Source organism: Streptomyces hiroshimensis (genome assembly GCF_014650335.1).
GTDB classification, from domain to species: Bacteria; Actinomycetota; Actinomycetes; order Streptomycetales; family Streptomycetaceae; genus Streptomyces; species Streptomyces hiroshimensis.
On the sequence record NZ_BMUT01000012.1, the window covers coordinates 170,023 to 187,599 of the forward strand.

Here is a 17,577-nt window from a genome sequence, read left to right on the forward strand (position 1 = left end):
TCGTCGAGTCGGTCAACACCCGTCAGGGCTGGCTCCAATTGATTCACGTACGCAGGAAACGGCAGGGCGAGATGACCGTGCAGAACGACGACCGCGCGGAGGCGGCCGGGGCTCCGGTGGCCCTGGAGGCCCCGGCGACCGGCCCGGAGGCGGGCGGCGAGGCCCTTGAGGTCTGGATCGACCAGGACCTGTGCACGGGGGACGGGATCTGCGCCCAGTACGCGCCCGAGGTCTTCGAGCTGGACATCGACGGCCTGGCGTATGTGAAGAGCGCCGACGACGAGCTGCTGCAGGAGCCCGGCGCGACGACGCCCGTGCCGCTGCCCCTGCTCACGGATGTCCGTGACTCCGCCAAGGAGTGCCCGGGCGACTGCATTCATGTCCGCCGCATTTCGGACAAGGTGGAGATCTACGGCCCCGACGCCGAGTAACGGTTCACACACTCCCTGCGACGGGCATCGGCCGGAGGGCGAACTTGCCGTTCTTCCAGTGCCATTCGACCGTCCGGCTCATGTCGGGACAGCAACGCGGCACGCTCGGGGCGGAGTAGCCGACCAGAGTGGCCGAAACGGTGCCCTGAGTGACGGCGAGAGCGGTGACGGACATCTTCTCCCGGGGGTCCACGAGCGTGGCCAGGAGGCGGGGCCGCTCGCCCTCCTTGCGGGGCGCGGCGAGGACGTAGACGCCGCTGGGCGGAGTGCCGCCGCCGGCGCGGCAGCGCACGACGGCCACCGTCTCCGGCCGCCCGTCGGCGTCGAGGTCGCTCGTGATCTGCTGGACGACGTCGGGCCCGCCGCCGGGGCCGCAGCGCAGGGGGAAGCGGGCCGCGAGCGGGCCGGGGTCCCCGGCCGTCACGGTCGAGGTCGCGACCGGGGCGGGATCCTCGCTCGGGCCGGCGAGGGCCGCGGCCGCGACGACGGCGGCCAGGGCCACGGCGGTGGCCAGCCAGTGGCCGGGCCCGGAGCGGGTGTGTGGCTGCACGCGCGCTGACTCCTGAGGCGATGGCTGCGGGAGATGCAAGAGATGCGGAATTGATCAGCATCGTGCCACAACCCCGCGTACCGGAGAACAGCGGGCACGCCGGTGAAGGGCGTGCGAAAAAAGCCGGGCGGGTGAGCCTGCCGGCGACGTGCGAGCGCGTCCGGCGAAGACGTGCGGGGACGCCTAACGAAGAGGCGCCGCCCCCGAGTTCCCCGCGGTGCGGGGTCCCGGTGACGGCGCCTCGGCGTGCTGTGCACGCGCGCTGACGGGGGTCAGCCCTTGTTGGGGCCCTCGTAGTCGTCGCCGTAGGCGCCCTTGGCGGGGCGGCGGCGGCGCATCGGCGGCTCGACGCCGTCCGCCAGGCGGCGGGCGGTGACGAGGAAGCCGGTGTGGCCGATCATGCGGTGGTCCGGCCGGACGGCCAGGCCCTCGACGTGCCAGTTGCGGATCATCGACTCCCACGGCTGCGGCTCGGCGAAGCAGCCGATCTCGCGGATCGACTCGACGGTCCGGGCGAGCTGGGTGGTCGTCGCCACGTAGCAGCAGAGGATGCCGCCGGGGACGAGCGCCTTGGAGACGGCCTCCAGGCACTCCCAGGGGGCGAGCATGTCGAGGACGACGCGGTCGACGTCGGTGTCGGACAGGTTGTCCTGCAGGTCGCCGACCGTGAGCTGCCAGGCGGGGTGCGGGCCGCCGAAGTAGCGCTCGACGTTCGCCTGGGCGATCTCGGCGAAGTCCGCGCGGCGCTCGTAGGAGTGCAGCATGCCCTGGTCACCGATGGCGCGCAGCAGGAAGGCGCTGAGCGAGCCGGAGCCCACTCCCGCCTCGACGACGCGCGCGCCGGCGAAGATGTCGGCGAAGGCCAGGATCTGCCCCGCGTCCTTGGGGTAGACCACGGCTGCGCCGCGGGGCATGGACAGGACGTAGTCGGGGAGCAGGGGGCGCAGCGCGAGGTAGGCGACGTTTCCCGTGGTACGGACAACACTGCCTTCGGGGGCACCGATCAGCTCGTCGTGGGGGAAGGCACCCTTGTGGGTGTGGAACTGCTTCCCGGCTTCGAGCGTGAAGGTGTAGTGGCGTCCCTTGGGGTCGGTGAGCTGGACCTGATCCCCGACCTGGAAGGGGCCGCGACGGCGGGCGGCACCGGTCGGTTCGGACATGTGACCAGCCTACCCGCCATCCGGCGGGGGTACGGACACGGCGGCGCCCGCCGGGGCGCGGCGCGCGGCACCGGGCCGGCGGGGCGTGCGGCCGGGAGCGGTCAGGAGGGCGTACGGGCCATCGCGGCCACGAAGGCGCGCTCGACGTCGGTGGTGGCGAGGACGCCGTAGACCTCTCCCGTCTCCTCCACCACCAGGTACTCCGTGGCGGGCGTGGCGCGCAGGGTGTCGAGGAGCTCCTCGCCGGAGAGGTCGGCGGAGACGCGCATGCCGTCCTTGAGGTCCTGGGCCAGGGCGCTGACCGCGACCCAGGGGCGGCGGTGCTCGGGAACGCCGACGATGGCGGCTTCCCGCACGAGGGCGGTGGGGTTGCCGAGGCCGTCGACGACGACCAGGGCGCGGGCTCCGGCCTCGCCGGCGCGGCGCAGGGCCTCGGACAGGGGCGTGGCCGCCTGGACGGGGACGGCGCGGCGGGTGAGGGTGCGGGCGCGCAGGCCGGGGAGGCGTTCACGCAGGCGGGCCATGCGGAGGCTGTTGCCGGCGCCGGTCCAGATGATGGCGGCGAGGATGGCCGCGAGCAGGGCGTCGGTGAGGGAGTCGAGGCCGCCCAGGTCGTTGCCGGAGGCGCCGAGGCCGCCGGCGCGGGCGAGCAGGGGCAGGCCGATGAGGACGGCGACCGCGAGGGCGCGGCCGATCCAGGCGGCGGCGACCGTGCCGGTCATGGGCTTGCCGCTGATCTTCCAGACGACGGCGCGGAGCATGCGGCCGCCGTCGAGCGGAAGCCCGGGCAGCAGGTTGAAGGCCGCCACGAGGAGGTTGGAGACCATCAGGCCGGCGAGCAGGACGCCGGGGACGGTGCCCGGCTCGACGACGAGCATGCCGAGGTAGAACACGCCCGCGAGGACGAGCGAGAGCAGCGGGCCGACGAAGGCGAGGACGAACTCGCGGCCGGGGGTCTCGGTCTCCTTCTCGATCTCGGAGACGCCGCCGAAGAACTGCAGCTGGATGCGGCGCACGGGGAGCTTGAAGCGCAGCGCGGCGACGGTGTGGGCGAGCTCGTGGATGAGGACCGAGGCGTAGAAGGCGACGGCGAAGAAGAGGGAGACCAGGTAGCGGGCCCGGCCCAGCTCGGGCAGGACGCGGTCGAGCTGGCCGCCGAAGACCCAGGTGATGAGGGCGGCGACGAGGAACCAGCTGGGGGCCACGTAGACGGGCACGCCGAAGGGGCGCCCCATGAGGATGCCGCCGCCGCTCTCGCGGGGGCGCTTGGGGCGGTCCCCGGGCTCTTGCCGGTCACCGGCGCCCCCGCCGCCGGACCTGCTCTGCCCGCTGTTGTCCACGGTGTCCCCTCGTCGGATGCGGCCCTCGCAGGTGACCGGCGGTCTCCCGATCATGCAGTGCGAAGGGGTCTGTGGTCGATGGTATGACGCCGGCTGTCGGTGGCGGGCCTTAGGGTTTTCTGTCATGGGTATGGACAGTGGGGCCCCTGCGGGGCAGGCCGGGCCGGGCGTGGGCCGCGGGCCTGCGGAGACGGGCACGGGGGCGGTGCGGCCGAAGGCGCTCTCCCCGTCGCGGGCGGGCGATTTTATGCAGTGCCCGCTGCTGTACCGGTTCCGGGTGATCGACAAGCTGCCGGAGAAGCCGAGCGCGGCGGCCACCCGCGGCACGGTGGTGCACGCGGTGCTGGAGCGGCTCTTCGACGCTCCCGCGGCGGAGCGCACGGCGGCGCGGGCCAAGGGGCTGGTGCCGGGCGAGTGGGAGCGGCTGCTGGCCTCCCGCCCCGAGCTCGCGGAGCTCTTCCACGGTGAGGACGGCGCGCACGACCCCAAGCTGCTGGCGAAGTGGCTGGGGGATGCCGAGCGGCTGGTCGAGCGCTGGTTCACGCTGGAGGACCCCACGCGCCTGGAGCCCGCCGAGCGCGAGCTGTACGTGGAGACGGCGCTGGAGTCGGGCCCGCTGCTGCGCGGCTTCATCGACCGGGTGGACGTCGCGCCGACGGGCGACGTGCGCATCGTGGACTACAAGACGGGCAAGGCCCCGGCTCCGCGGTTCCGCTCCGAGGCCCTCTTCCAGATGACGTTCTACGCGCTGGTGCTGTGGAAGCTGCAGGGCCGGGTGCCGCGCCGGCTCCAGCTGGTCTACCTGGGCAGCGGCGACGTCCTCACCTACGACCCGGTGGAGGAGGAGCTGCGGGCCGTCGAGCGCAAGCTGCGGGCCCTGTGGGACGCGATCGTGCTGGCCACGGAGACGGGCGAGTGGCGCCCGCGGCCCACGAAGCTGTGCGGCTGGTGCGATCACCAGGCGGTCTGCCCGGAGTTCGGGGGCACTCCCCCGCCGTATCCGCTGCCCGTCGTGGCCCGGGGGGACGGCCGGGTGCCCGCCCAGGGGGCGGCTCAGGGCAGAATGGACCCGGTCTAGCGAAGGAGTTCCTGTGGCGATCCGCGTCCTACTGGTCGACGACCAGCCGCTGCTGCGCACCGGCTTCCGGATGATTCTCGAAGCGGAACAGGACCTCGCGGTGGTGGGCGAGGCGGGGGACGGTCTGCAGGCACTGGATCAGGTGCGGGCGCTGCAGCCGGATGTGGTCCTGATGGACATCCGGATGCCCCGGATGGACGGCGTGGAGGCCACGCGCCAGATCACCGGCCCGGACCGCGACGGCCCGGCGAAGGTCCTGGTGCTGACCACCTTCGACCTCGACGAGTACGTGGTGGAGGCGCTGCGCGCGGGCGCGAGCGGCTTCCTCCTCAAGGACGCGCCGGCCAATGAGCTGGTCCAGGCGATCCGGGTGGTGGCGGGCGGCGAGGCGATGCTCGCGCCGAGCATCACCCGGCGCCTGCTGGACAAGTACGCAGGTCACCTGCCGTCCGGCGAGGAGCCCCTGCCGGACACCCTGCACACGCTGACCGACCGTGAGGTCGAGGTGCTGAAGCTGGTGGCGCGCGGCCTGTCGAACGCCGAGATCGCGGCGGATCTGTTCGTCAGCGAGACCACGGTGAAGACGCACGTGGGGCACGTCCTGACGAAGCTGGGGCTGCGCGACCGCGTCCAGGCGGCGGTGTACGCGTACGAGAGCGGCCTGGTCCGCCCCGGCGCCCAGTAGAACCCGCTGGAACCCGCTGCAACCCGCGCCGGTCATCGTCATACGGCAAGTGCCCTCCTCCGAAGGCTTTCGGAGGAGGGCACTGTGTTGTGGGCACCGCCCGGGCGTCAGCCCTTCGAGGCCTTGCTGATCTCCCAGAAGCGGAAGACGGTGGAGGCGTCGAGGGACCACTGCAGACCCGAGACGCGCTCGTTGGCCACGGCGTACTGCTTGCCCTGCCACAGCGGGAGGATCGGCACGTCCTGGGCGACGGTGCTCTGCACCTTGGCGTAGTCGCCGATGGTGGAGGGCCGGCTGCCGTTGGCGGCGGTGGCCAGGATGCGGCTGGTGATCTCCTTGGACTCGTAGTTGTTGGAGAGCACGTTGTCCTCGCCGAAGAAGGGCGCGGTGAAGTTGTCCGGGTCCGGGTAGTCAGGCACCCAGCCCTTGACGTAGACGCCGTACCGGCCGGCGGCCACACCCTCCTCGTACTCCTTGAGCGGGACGGACTTCACGTCCGCCTCGAAGAGGCCGCTCTTGTTGAGCTGCTGCGCGATCGCCTGGAACTCCGGGACGGTGCCGGGGCCGTAGCGGATCGGGGTGGCGTACAGGGTCAGCTTGACCTTGTCCTTGATGCCCGCGGAGTTCAGGGCGGCGGCGGCCTTGTCGGGCTGCGGCCGGTCCCCGTAGGTGTCGTAGAACGGGGTCTTGTGACCGGTGATGCCGCTGGGGACGATCGAGTACAGCGGCTCGGCGGTGCGCTTGTAGACGTCGCGGACCAGGGCGCTGCGGTCGATCAGGTAGGCGATGGCCTTGCGGACGCCGACCTTGCCGACGACCGGGTCCTTGGTGTTGAACACCAGGTGCTGGACCTCGGCGCTGGTGCCCTCGACCACCTTGACGTTGTTCTTGCCGACGGCCGCCGAGTCGAGGCTGGCGATGTCCTTCATGGCCAGACCACGGTAGGCGAGGTCGATGTCGCCCTTCTGGACGGCGTCCCGCAGCGAGTCCTGCTCGCCGTGGAAGAACTTCATGGTCACGCCGCGGTTCTGGACGACCGCACTGCCCTTGTAGTCCTTGTTGACCGAGAACTTGGCCTGCTTCTCGTCGTACGAGTCCAGCTTGTAGACGCCGGAGCCGACCGCCTTGCCATCGGTGCGGAGCTTGTCCAGGGGGTATTCCTGGTGGTCCACGATCGAGCCGGCGCCCGAGGCGATCTTCTGCGGGAAGGTGGCGTCGGAGCGCTTGAGCTCGAAGACGACGTTCAGCTTGTCCGGCGTCCTGATGTTCTTGATCGTGGACAGCAGGGACTTGGCCGGACCCTTGTCGTCGTTGATCTTCAGGGTGCGGTTGAAGGAGTGGGCGACGTCCTCGGAGGTGAGGGCGTGGCCGTTGCTGAACTTCAGCCCCTCCTTGAGGGTGCACTGGTAGACGGTGCTGCTCTCGTCCTTGAAGCTGCACTTGTCCGCGGCGTCCGGCTGCGGGATGGTGCTCCCCTTGGGGAAGCTCATCAGCGACTGGAAGATGTTGTTGAACACCACCCAGGAGCCCGGGTCGTAACCGGATGCCGGGTCGGTCGACACGACCTCGTCGGACATCCCCATGACCACCGACTCACCGGTGCCGCCGGCGTTGCCGTCTTCCGAACCGCACCCGGTGAGCAGGGCGGCGGCGAGCCCCGCACCGAGCGGGGCGGCAAGCCACTGGTCACGTTTCCTCACGTGCACATTCCTCACAGTTTCCTTGTTCGTCTCTGAACAAATCGTGAACAGGTCGTCGGCAGAACCGGTCTGACGGCTGGGTGCCTCACACGCCGCGGGCCAGTTCCCACGGCTGCATCTCGGAGGCGGAGTTGAGCGCCCACTCGGCACCGGTCACGTTCTCCCGGGCGGCCAGGTACTGCTTGCCCTGCCACAGCGGCAGCACCGGCACCTCCTCGGCGACGATGTCCTGTGCCTGCTGGAAGTACTTCGTGGCCGCCTCGCGCTGCGCGGCCTCGCGGGAGTCCGGGATCAGCTCGTTGCTGATCTTGCTGTTGCGGTAGGGCGAGCGGAGGAAGTTGTCCCTGCCGACGAAGGGGGCGACGAAGTTGTCGGGGTCCGGGAAGTCGGGGAACCAGCCCATGCCGTAGACGGAGTACTTGCCCGCCGCGGCCTCGGGCCGGAAGTCGGCCCACTTCACGCCCTGGAGCTTGACGTTGAACAGCCCGCTGCCGTTCAGCTGCTTCTGCAGGGCCTTGAAGGACTTCTCGGTCGCCTCACCGTAGTGGTCGGTGGTGTAGGTGAGGGTCAGCGGCACCGGGGTGCTCACATTGCCGGCGCGCAGCAGGGTGCGGGCCTTCTCGGCACTGGGGTCGCCGTACTTGTTGGAGAAGGAGTTCTGGTGCCCGGTGATGCCCATGGGCACGAGCGAGTACAGCGGGTCGTTCGTGCGGCCGTAGGAGTCGCGGGCCAGCGCCGCGCGGTCGACGACCTGGGCCATCGCCTGGCGGACCGCCTTGTTCTTCACCGCCGGGTCGTCGGTGTTGAAGGCGAGGTAGCTGATCTCCTGGCCGGGGGCCTCCAGCAGGCGCACGTCCTTGCCGGCTTCCGTGCGCAGGCGGTTGACCTGCTCGGGCGACAGGGTGCGGTTCATGACGTCGATGTCCCCGGCCTTGAGGGCCTTCTCCATCGCCGTGGCGTCGTCGTAGAACCGCATCTCGACCTTGTCGTTCTTCGGCTCGACGACGCCCTGGTAGTTCTTGTTGCGGTGGAGCACGGCCTTGACGACGCGGCCGTCCTTCTCCTCGGTCTGCAGCGTGTACGGGCCGGAGCCGACGACCTTGAAGCCGTTGTCGAGCTTGTTCTTGTCGTAGGACTCGGCGTCGACGATGGCGGCGGCCGGGGTGGCGATCTTCTGCGGGAACGTCGCGTCGGGCGACTTCAGCTGGAAGACGACCTCGAGCTCGCTCGGCGTCTCCACCCGGTCGATGTTGCCGAGCAGCGAGACCGGGCCGTTCTCGAAGTTGATGGCGCGGGCGCGGTCGACGGAGAACTTGACGTCCTCGGCGGTGAGCGCGTGGCCGTTGGAGAACTCCAGGCCGCTGCGCAGGGTGCAGCGGAACTGCTCGTTCTTGCGGTCGCCCCAGGTGCACTTGGAGGCGGCGTCGGCGACCGGGCTGGTGCCGGAGCGGGGCAGGCGCAGCAGTGTCTGGAAAGTGCTGTGGAGAACGTTCCAGGCGCCGATGTCGTACGCGGCGGCGGGATCGAAGGGCGCGGGGGCGTCCGTGGTCTCCTCGAACCGGTCGGTGGTGCCGATGACGATGGCGCCGTTGCCCTTGCCGGCTCCGTCGCTCCCGCCACAGGCGACGAGCACGGGGGCCAGCAGGGCTGCCACGGTAGGCAGCACCAACGTCTTGCGGTTCATTGTGTGGGGTTCTCCCTGTGGTGCGTTCGGTTCCCGGGACCCTACCGGCGACCGGTGTGCGGGCCCACGGGCAAGCCGTGAAGTTCTCGCGAAAAGATTAGTGCCGGGGGCCACTGCCGCCGGAACACGGAGAAGTTGACGCGATATCACGCGGTGATAACAGCGGAGCGTTTCACCGATATCCGGACGCCGGAACGATTCACGCACACGATCATCAATCCGGACACAAGGGTGCTCTTCAACCCTCGGAGGGGCATCACCGGGTGACCGGTGATGCACACACCGCCGCCGGGCGCGGTGACGAAGGTCACTCGGGCGACTTCACCGCGGACTGCGGGAATTAGGTCACCGCATTCGTCACGGAAAACACTCGTTCCGGCGCCCAGAGTTCCTTGAACTTTCCGCGGGGCACGCTCAGTGCACGGGAGAGTGCATTCCCGTGATCAGTCCCCGGAGAAAACCGAGATCCACTTCCTCGAGGGAGCCCACGACCGTCCGCCCGGCGGCGGCCGGGATCGGGGCCACCGACGGCACCGCCACCACCCGGCAGCCCGCCGCCTCGGCGGCCGTCACGCCGGTCAGGGTGTCCTCCACGACCGCGCAGCGGCCCGGCTCCGCCCCGAGCCGGGCGGCCGCCAGCAGATAGGGGTCGGGGTGCGGCTTGGTGCGCTCCATCTCGTCGCCCGCGACGGTCAGGGTGAAGTTCTCCGGGCCCAGTGACAGCAGCACGCGGTCGATGATCTCCCGGTGCGAGGCCGAGACCAGCGCGGTGGGGATCTTGTACGCGGCGAGCTCGGCGAGCAGCCGCCGGGCGCCCGGCATCAGCGGCACACCGCGCCCGATCATCTCGGAGAAGCGCGTGTTCAGCAGGACGGACAGCTCCGTCACGGCGATCTTGGCGCCGGTGGCGCGGATGAGGAAGGAGGCGCTGCGCGTCATCGGGCCGCCGACGACGACCTCCCGCCACTCCTCCAGCAGCTGGTGGCCCAGCTCGGCGAAGACGGCGACCTCCACTTCCCACCAGAAGCCCTCGGTGTCGACGAGGGTGCCGTCCATGTCGAGCAGGACTGCCTGCAGGGCCGAGCCTGCGGCCGCGCGGGGCGGGGCAGCGGGAATGCTGCTGGTCATCCGGGGCACACCTCCTGAGGGACGAGAAGGCCGGCTCGCGCAGCCCCCTCGCGGGGGTGTGCGAACCGGCCTTCACCGGACCGACAAGTGTACGGCGGACGGTTGCGGACGTCTCTTCAATATCGGAGGTTCGTCACATCGGGGACCGGTGGCTCGGCGGCCTCCCGGTTCCGTCAGCTCTCGTCCTCGGGCCCCTCGGTCTCCTCCTCGGGCGCCGCCTCGTCCTTGGGCGACCGCTGCGGGCGCGTGCGCCCGCTCGTGGTGTCGCGCAGGTACGAGCCGCCCTGCCCGTCGCGGCCGTCGCCGAGGCCCGGTTCCGCGGCGTGGCCGCCGGGCTGGCCGGGGCCCGGCTGCGGGTCGCGGCGGCGCAGGTAGCGCTCGAACTCACGGGCGATGGCCTCGCCGGAGGCCTCCGGCAGATCCGCGGTGTCGCGCGCCTCCTCCAGGGACTGCACGTACTCGGCGACCTCGCTGTCCTCCGCCGCCAGCTGGTCGACGCCCAGCTGCCAGGCCCGCGCGTCCTCCGGCAGCTCGCCGAGCGGGATGCGCAGGTCGATCAGGTCCTCCAGGCGGTTCAGGAGCGCCAGGGTGGCCTTCGGGTTGGGCGGCTGGGAGACGTAGTGCGGGACGGCCGCCCACAGGCTCACCGCCGGGACGCCGGCGTGCGTGCAGGCCTCCTGGAGGATGCCGACGATCCCGGTCGGGCCCTCGTAGCGGGACTCCTCCAGATCCATGGTCCGCGCGAGGTCGGGGTCGGAGGTGACGCCGCTGACCGGGACGGGCCGCGTGTGCGGGGTGTCCCCGAGCAGCGAGCCCAGGACGACCACCAGCTCCACGCCGAGCTCGTGGGCGAAGCCCAGGATCTCGTTGCAGAACGAGCGCCAGCGCATGCTGGGCTCGATGCCGCGCACCAGGACGAGGTCGCGCGACGCCCCCTTGCCGTCGCCGCCGCCGGTGCGCACCACCGACAGCCGGGTCGTCGGCCAGGTGACCTTGCGGACCCCGCCGTCGAGCCAGACCGTGGGCCGGTTGACCTGGAAGTCGTAGTAGTCCTCGGCGTCGAGCGCGCCGAAGACCTCGCCCTTCCACTCCCGGTCCAGGTGCGCGACCGCGCTGGAGGCGGCGTCCCCCGCGTCGTTCCAGCCCTCGAAGGCACAGATCATGACCGGGTCGATCAGCTCGGGTACCCCCTCAAGCTCGATCACCCAGCGCCTCCTTCCGACCGGGGCGCGCGTGCGGCTCCGGTTTGCTGTTCCGTGCGGTTTTCTTCACTGCTCTGCTGCCTTGGTGCTCTGTTGTGCGACCCCAAGACTACGACTTCCCCGCTGCCCGGTCGCAGCCCCTGTACGGGCTCTTCCTCAGCCCCTTGCGCCCCACCCGTTCCTGTAGGCACGCCAGTCGTCGTCGGTGGCCGCGAAGTCGACGTAGAGCGCGAGCCCGAACCGCTTGCGGTCCCGGTCCTCGCGGGTCAGGCCGAGCCGGGCGCCGCGCACGGCCGCCGCGGCCGTCTCCGCGTGACCGTGGTGGCCGATGTCGTCGGTGTGGTAGAAGGGCAGGCCCATCAGCAGGTCGGTGCCCGCAGGCGTGACCTGCAGGGCGAGCTCCGTCTGACGCGCCACGTAGCCGCCGTAGAGGCTCTCGATCGGCAGCGCGGTGTCGTAGGACATCACGGCGATCTGGTCGGTGCGGCGGGCGACCTGGGCGAAGTAGCGCTGGGTCCACCACTTGGGGCTGCCCACGAAGCGCGCCGCGGCGTGCATCGCGGGCACCGGGTCGATCTGCTGGGCCGCGACCGACAGCACTCCCCCGGCGGACCGCACGGCCGGATGCAGGGCGTCCAGCAGGGCGAGGAAGTCGCGGTCGCCGGTGCGCACGGGCTCGACGTCGAGGTGGACGCCCTCGAAGCCGGCCCGCATGACCTGCCGGGCGCTCTCCACGACGGCGGCCCGTGCCTGCGCCGAGTCCAGGCGCAGGCCGCCGGATCCCTCGCCGGGGCGCACGAGCTTGTCGCCGAGCCAGGCCTGGATGCGGATGCCGGGCAGTTCGCGGTGCAGGATGCCGATCATCCTGCGGGCGTCCGGGTAGGCGGAGGCGGGCAGGGTGCCGTCGTGCTCCAGCGGTCCGGCGTGGATGTACAGGTCGCGCATGCCGGTGCCGGCGAGGTTGCGCTTGAGCGCGGCGATGTCCGCCGGGCCGCGCCGTCCGTCGAGCCAGGCGTGGCCCAGCCAGATGGCGTCCCGGCCGCGGGTGACCGCATCGGCCGCGGGCGATCCGGCGTACGACGCCCGCAGGACGCTGCCCGCGGCGACGACGGGCGCCAGGACCAGGAGGGTCAGGGCGAGCGCGACCCGTATCGCCGTCTTCCGGCCGGGGCGCCATGCGCGCACCCGGGCGGCCAGGGACCGGCCGGTCCGATTCTTCATCTCGTCCCCCTCGTTTTCTGTAGGGACGAGAAAAACAGCAGGTCAGTTGCCCTATGGCCGAAAAGACACGCGCCTCGGGGAGGGACGGTGTGCGTCCCTCCCCGAGGCTGCGGCGACTACCGGCAGGTCAGCCCTTGTCGGCCAGCATGTCCTTGACCCGGGCGCGGACGTTCTCGTCGTCCAGGCCGCGGATGGTCAGGGTCGTGCGGCGGCGCAGGACGTCGTCGACGGTCTCGGCCCACTCGTGGTCGCGGGCGTAGACGACCTGGGCCCAGATCTCCGGGCCGTCGGGGTGGATGCGCTCGCCGAGCTCGGGGTTCTCGTTGGCCAGGCGCGCGATGTCGAAGGACAGCGAGCCGTAGTGCGAGGCGAGGTGGCGGGCGGTCAGCGGGTCCATGCGGGCGCCGGGCTCACGGTCGACGAGCAGGCGGTGGGCGACCGCGTTGGGGTTCGCGACACCGGGCAGCGGGGTGCGGCGGACCAGGCTGGAGATGGGCTCCATGTCCTCGGTCAGCGGGCTGCCGGGCACCTGGGCCAGCTTCTTCATGACCGTACGGCCGATGTGGCGGTAGGTCGTCCACTTGCCGCCGGCGACGGACAGCATGCCGCCCTTGCCCTCGGAGACGACCGTCTCGCGCTTGGCCTGGGCGACGTCGCCCGGGCCGCCGGGCAGCACGCGCAAGCCCGCGAAGGCGTACGTCATCAGGTCGCGGTCGAGGTCCGCGTCCTGGATGGAGAACGCCGCCTCGTCGAGGATCTGCTGGATGTCCTCCTCGGTGGCGCGCACGTCCGCCGGGTCACCCTCGTACTGGGTGTCGGTGGTGCCCAGCAGCAGCTGGTCCTCCCACGGCAGGGCGAAGGTGATGCGGTACTTGTCGATCGGGGTGGCCATGGCGGCCTTCCACGGCGACTTGCGCTTCATCACGATGTGCGCGCCCTTGGAGAGGCGGATCGACGGCGCGGCGCCCTTGTCTTCCAGCTTCCGCAGGTGGTCCACCCACGGGCCGGTGGCGTTGAGGACGACGCGCGCGTCGATGCCGAACTCCGAACCGTCCATGCGGTCCTTGAGCTCCGCGCCGGTGACCTTGCCGTGCGTAAAGCGCAGGCCGGTCACCTCGGCGTGGTTGAGCACCACGGCACCGGACTCGACCGCCGCGCGGACCGTCATGACGGCCACGCGGGAGTCGTTCATCTGGTGGTCGTAGTAGACCGCCACGGCCTTGAGGTTGTCCGTGCGCAGACCGGGGTTGTCGGCCTTGGCCTTGGCCGGGGAGATCACCTTGCCGACGCCGTCGCCGAAGGCGGACAGCGCCGAGTAGGCGAAGACACCGGCGCCGAGCTTGGCCGCGCCGACCGGGCCGCCCTTGTACACGGGCAGGTAGAACGTGAGCGGGTTGACCAGGTGCGGGGCCACGTCCTTGGCCAGCACCCGGCGCTCGTGGTGGTTCTCCGCGACCAGCTTGACCGCGCCGGTCTGCAGGTAGCGCAGACCGCCGTGGACGAGCTTGGAGGAGGCGGAGGAGGTGGCGCCGGCGAAGTCGCCGGCGTCCACCATCGCGACCCGCAGGCCGGACTGCGCAGCGTGCCAGGCCACCGAGGTGCCCAGGATGCCGCCACCGATCACCAGGAGGTCGTACGTCGCCTTGGACAGCCGTTCCCGGGTCTCGGCGCGGCCCGGGTTGGCGCCGGCAGCCGGGTGCGTTCCCAGGGTCGGAACGCTCTGCGGGGTTGTCATGATTACTCCTCGTCCTCGATCCAGCCCATGGTCCGCTCGACGGCCTTGAGCCAGTTCTTGTACTCGCGGTCACGCGTGTCCGCGTCCATGCGGGGGGTCCACTCGGCGGCCCGGCGCCAGTTGGCGCGCAGAGCGTCGGTGTCCGGCCAGAAGCCGACGGCGAGGCCGGCGGCGTAGGCAGCGCCGAGGCAGGTCGTCTCGGCGACCATCGGGCGCACGACCGGTGCGTCCAGGAAGTCCGAGAGGGTCTGCATCAGCAAGTTGTTGGAGGTCATGCCGCCGTCGACCTTGAGTGCGGTCAGCTCGACGCCCGAGTCCTTCGTCATGGCGTCGGTGATCTCGCGGGTCTGCCAGGCGGTGGCCTCGAGCACGGCGCGGGCGATGTGCGCCTTGGTGACGTAGCGGGTCAGGCCCGCGATCACGCCGCGCGCGTCGGAGCGCCAGTAGGGGGCGAACAGGCCGGAGAAGGCCGGCACGAAGTAGGCGCCGCCGTTGTCCTCGACGGAGCTGGCGAGCGTCTCGATCTCGGCGGCGCTCTTGATCAGGCCCATCTGGTCGCGCATCCACTGCACGAGGGAGCCGGTGACGGCGATGGAGCCCTCGAGGGCGTAGACGGGCTTCTGCTCGCCGATGCGGTAGCCGACGGTGGTCAGCAGGCCGTTGTAGGAGTTGACGGGCTCGTCGCCGGTGTTCATCAGCATGAACGTGCCGGTGCCGTAGGTCGACTTGGCCTCGCCCTCGGAGAAGCAGGTCTGGCCGAAGAGGGCCGCCTGCTGGTCGCCGAGCGCGGAGGCGACGGGCACGCCGGCCAGGGCGCCGCCCTTGGCGGTGCCGTAGACCTCGGCGGAGGAGCGGATCTCCGGCAGCACGGCGGCCGGGACCTCCATCGACTCCAGGATGCGCTCGTCCCAGTCGAGGCTGCGGAGGTTCATCAGCATCGTGCGGGAGGCGTTGGTGACGTCGGTGACGTGGACGCCGCCGTCGGTGCCACCGGTGAGGTTCCAGATGACCCAGGAGTCCATGGTGCCGAAGAGGATGTCGCCGGCCTCGGCGCGCTCGCGCAGGCCCTCGACGTTGTCCAGCAGCCAGCGGACCTTCGGGCCGGAGAAGTAGGAGGCCAGCGGCAGGCCCGTCTCACGGCGGAAGCGGTCCTGGCCGACGTTGCGGCCGAGCTCCTTGCACAGGGCGTCGGTGCGGGTGTCCTGCCAGACGATGGCGTTGTAGACCGGCTCGCCCGTGTTCTTGTCCCACAGCAGCGTGGTCTCGCGCTGGTTGGTGATGCCGATGGCCTTGACGTCGGCGGCGGTGATGCCCGCCTTCTCGACGGCGCCGGCGACGACTTCCTGGACGTTGGTCCAGATCTCCGTGGCGTCGTGCTCGACCCAGCCCGGCTTCGGGAAGATCTGCTCGTGCTCCTTCTGGTCGACGGAGACGATGCGTCCGTCGCGGTCGAAGACGATGCAGCGGGAGGAGGTGGTGCCCTGGTCGATCGCCGCGATGAACGGGCCCTGGCTGTGCGCGTCGGTCATGGTGTCTCTAGCTCCTGAAGGTCTGAAGGTCTCGGCGGGTGATCAGAACGCGATCTTGTGGATGCCTGCGGCCAGGGCGGCGCCGAGGAGCGGCCCGACCACGGGGACCCAGGCGTAGCCCCAGTCTGAACCGCCCTTGTTGGGCAGCGGCAGCAGCGCGTGCACGATGCGCGGGCCGAGGTCGCGGGCGGGGTTGATGGCGTAACCGGTCGGGCCGCCGAGCGAGAGGCCGATGCCGACGACGACGAGGGCGACCATCAGGGTGCCGGTGCCGCTCGTGGCCAGGCCCTTGGTGAGACCCATGGTGAGGATGAAGAGCACCAGTGCGGCGGTGCCGATGATCTCGGTGACGAGGTTCTGCACCGCGTTGCGGATCTCGGGGCCGGTGGAGAAGATGCCGAGCACCGGGCCGGCCTGGGGCGTCGCGGTCTGGTCGACCATGCCCTCGGCGGGGTTGAGGCTCGAGACGAGCTCCGGGTCCGTCAGGTGGGCCTTGAACTGGCCGTAGTAGGCGAGCCAGACCAGCGACGCACCGATCATCGCGCCGAGCAGCTGGGAGCCGATGTAGAGCGGAACGTCGCTCCACTTGACCGCGCCGTCGAGGGCGAGGCCGAGGGTGACGGCCGGGTTGAGGTGCGCGCCGGACTTGGTGCCGATGTACGCACCGGCCAGTACGGCGAAGCCCCAGCCGAACGTGATGGCGAGCCAGCCCGCGTTCTGTGCCTTCGAACGCTTCAGGGTGACGGCGGCGCACACGCCGCCGCCGAGCAGGATCAACACTGCGGTACCGATGAGCTCACCGGTGAAGATGTCGGAGCTGGACACCCGCGACTCCTTTGTCCTTCGTCCAGGGGAAGGCGAACCCCGGGTCCCTCCGGTGGTCCGCAGCTCTCCGATGGAGAGCTTCGATCGGCCCGCGGCAGTGTCCACCATAGCGAATATTGTCGTTAGGTGTTCGACAATGCCGACCGATGAACGGCAGTTTTCTGCACTGTAAGAACTGCGTCAAGAGTCCTGTGACCGAAAACTCTCCGCCCGAGTGGCCGAAAATCGACGTATGGACACTCGGGGTTACCGACTGGTAGTACCCGGTAGTCACCACCGGGCACAACGAAGGACCGGACCTCAGAAGCGGCCCGCGCCCAGGTCGCGGGAGACGGCGCGCGCGCAGTCCCGTACGGCGGCGACCAGCTGCGCCCGCAGCTCGCCGTCGTCGCAGACCCGCTCCACCGCGCCGGTGATGCCGACGGCGCCCACCGGCATCCGGTGCCGGTCGTGGATGGGGGCGGCGACGGAGGCCACGCCCTCCCAGGTCTCCTCGACGTCCGCCGCCCAGCCGCGGGCGCGGGTCAGGTCCAGCACGCCCTCCAGGTCGGGCAGGGCCGTGACGGTCTGCACGGTGAACGCCTCGCGCTCGGCCTCCAGCAGCTGACTGTGCGCCACAGGGTCGTAGGCGCACAGCACCTTGCCCAGGGCCGTGCTGTGCAGCGGCTGCATCGCGCCGACCTCCAGCACCTGGCGGCTGTCGTCGGGCCGGAAGACGTGGTGGACGATCAGCACGCCCTGCTGGTGGAGGACGCCCAGGTAGACGCTCTCCCCGCTGGAGCGGGCCAGGTCGTCCGCCCACAGCAGGGCGCGGGCGCGCAGCTCGTGTACGTCCAGGTAGCTGTTGCCCAGGCGCAGCAGCTCGGCGCCGAGCTGGTAGCGGCCCGACGCGGGGTCCTGCTCGACGAAGCCCTCCTGCTGCAGGGTGCGCAGAATGCCGTGTGCGGTGCCCTTGGCCAGCCCGAGTGCGGAGGCCACATCGGACAGACCCAGCCGTCGTTCGCCCCCCGCGAGCAGCCGTAGCATCGCCGCCGCCCGTTCGAGCGACTGGATGGTCCGTGCCATCGCTCAACCTCCTCCGAAATGCCCGTTCGGCATTGCTGAACACTATCGGCCGATGCCGACCAGGAGATAGCTGACCGGCGGCGGGACCATGATCGCCGAGATGCCCCGGGCGCCGCGCACGGGCCCGTCCGCCGCGTATCCGTCGCGTATCCGAGGCGTGGGACACCCGCCCGAATCCCGGTTCCGGCGGTTACGCTGACGGCGTGCGTCTTCTTCCGGAAGACGCAAAGCCGACAGCCGTCGC

The 17,577-nt window shown here is 70.8% G+C and carries 15 protein-coding genes; 3 read left to right on the plus strand and 12 right to left on the minus strand.

Annotated elements, in window-relative coordinates:
* The first annotated feature begins 71 nt into the window (after positions 1–71).
* Positions 72–431, plus strand: coding sequence for a ferredoxin (locus IE241_RS25930; protein WP_229899807.1), 360 nt, complete (start codon positions 72–74; stop codon positions 429–431).
* Between the two features lie 4 nt (positions 432–435).
* Here the strand turns inward: IE241_RS25930 and IE241_RS25935 are convergent, their stop codons facing one another.
* The 3 genes from IE241_RS25935 to IE241_RS25945 form a co-directional block, all read right to left on the minus strand.
* The gene (locus tag IE241_RS25935) at positions 436–981 is read right to left on the minus strand and encodes a hypothetical protein (RefSeq protein WP_229899809.1); all 546 of its coding nucleotides are present in this window, start codon (positions 979–981) and stop codon (positions 436–438) included.
* Between the two features lie 272 nt (positions 982–1,253).
* Positions 1,254–2,141 (minus strand): tRNA (adenine-N1)-methyltransferase, encoded by an 888-nt coding sequence (locus tag IE241_RS25940; protein ID WP_190024240.1) that lies wholly within the window; start codon positions 2,139–2,141, stop codon positions 1,254–1,256.
* Positions 2,142–2,242: 101 nt separating this feature from the next.
* Complete coding sequence (locus IE241_RS25945; RefSeq protein ID WP_190024241.1) at positions 2,243–3,535, minus strand: site-2 protease family protein; 1,293 nt, start codon at positions 3,533–3,535, stop codon at positions 2,243–2,245.
* A 76-nt stretch (positions 3,536–3,611) separates the two neighbouring features.
* On the opposite strand from IE241_RS25945, the gene IE241_RS25950 reads away from it, so the two are divergent.
* Entirely contained in the window at positions 3,612–4,559 is a 948-nt protein-coding gene (locus IE241_RS25950; RefSeq protein WP_373300768.1) for a RecB family exonuclease, read from the plus strand.
* Between the two features lie 13 nt (positions 4,560–4,572).
* Positions 4,573–5,244, plus strand: a complete 672-nt coding sequence (locus IE241_RS25955) for a response regulator (protein WP_190024243.1) — start codon at positions 4,573–4,575, stop codon at positions 5,242–5,244.
* 107 nt (positions 5,245–5,351) lie between these two features.
* Here the strand turns inward: IE241_RS25955 and IE241_RS25960 are convergent, their stop codons facing one another.
* From IE241_RS25960 to IE241_RS26000, 9 genes are all read right to left on the minus strand, one after another.
* On the minus strand, positions 5,352–6,944 hold the full coding sequence (locus IE241_RS25960; RefSeq protein ID WP_190024244.1) for an ABC transporter substrate-binding protein: 1,593 nt from the start codon (positions 6,942–6,944) through the stop codon (positions 5,352–5,354).
* A gap of 85 nt (positions 6,945–7,029) precedes the next feature.
* Entirely contained in the window at positions 7,030–8,628 is a 1,599-nt protein-coding gene (locus IE241_RS25965) for an ABC transporter substrate-binding protein (RefSeq protein ID WP_190024245.1), read from the minus strand.
* A gap of 414 nt (positions 8,629–9,042) precedes the next feature.
* Positions 9,043–9,756 (minus strand): HAD family hydrolase, encoded by a 714-nt coding sequence (locus IE241_RS25970; RefSeq protein WP_190024246.1) that lies wholly within the window; start codon positions 9,754–9,756, stop codon positions 9,043–9,045.
* 173 nt (positions 9,757–9,929) lie between these two features.
* The gene (locus IE241_RS25975) at positions 9,930–10,961 is read right to left on the minus strand and encodes a PAC2 family protein (RefSeq protein WP_190024247.1); all 1,032 of its coding nucleotides are present in this window, start codon (positions 10,959–10,961) and stop codon (positions 9,930–9,932) included.
* Between the two features lie 153 nt (positions 10,962–11,114).
* Positions 11,115–12,179, minus strand: a complete 1,065-nt coding sequence (locus IE241_RS25980) for a glycoside hydrolase family 18 protein (RefSeq protein WP_190024248.1) — start codon at positions 12,177–12,179, stop codon at positions 11,115–11,117.
* A gap of 127 nt (positions 12,180–12,306) precedes the next feature.
* Positions 12,307–13,914, minus strand: coding sequence for a glycerol-3-phosphate dehydrogenase/oxidase (locus tag IE241_RS25985; protein ID WP_179080207.1), 1,608 nt, complete (start codon positions 13,912–13,914; stop codon positions 12,307–12,309).
* Positions 13,915–13,916: 2 nt separating this feature from the next.
* Entirely contained in the window at positions 13,917–15,443 is a 1,527-nt protein-coding gene (gene glpK / locus IE241_RS25990; protein ID WP_190024249.1) for a glycerol kinase GlpK, read from the minus strand.
* 42 nt (positions 15,444–15,485) lie between these two features.
* Positions 15,486–16,268 carry an MIP/aquaporin family protein gene (locus tag IE241_RS25995; RefSeq protein WP_190024250.1) on the minus strand — a complete coding sequence of 261 codons (783 nt, stop codon included), beginning with the start codon at positions 16,266–16,268 and terminating at the stop codon, positions 15,486–15,488.
* 300 nt (positions 16,269–16,568) lie between these two features.
* Positions 16,569–17,333 carry an IclR family transcriptional regulator gene (locus IE241_RS26000; RefSeq protein WP_190024251.1) on the minus strand — a complete coding sequence of 255 codons (765 nt, stop codon included), beginning with the start codon at positions 17,331–17,333 and terminating at the stop codon, positions 16,569–16,571.
* Between the last annotated feature and the right edge of the window lie 244 nt (positions 17,334–17,577).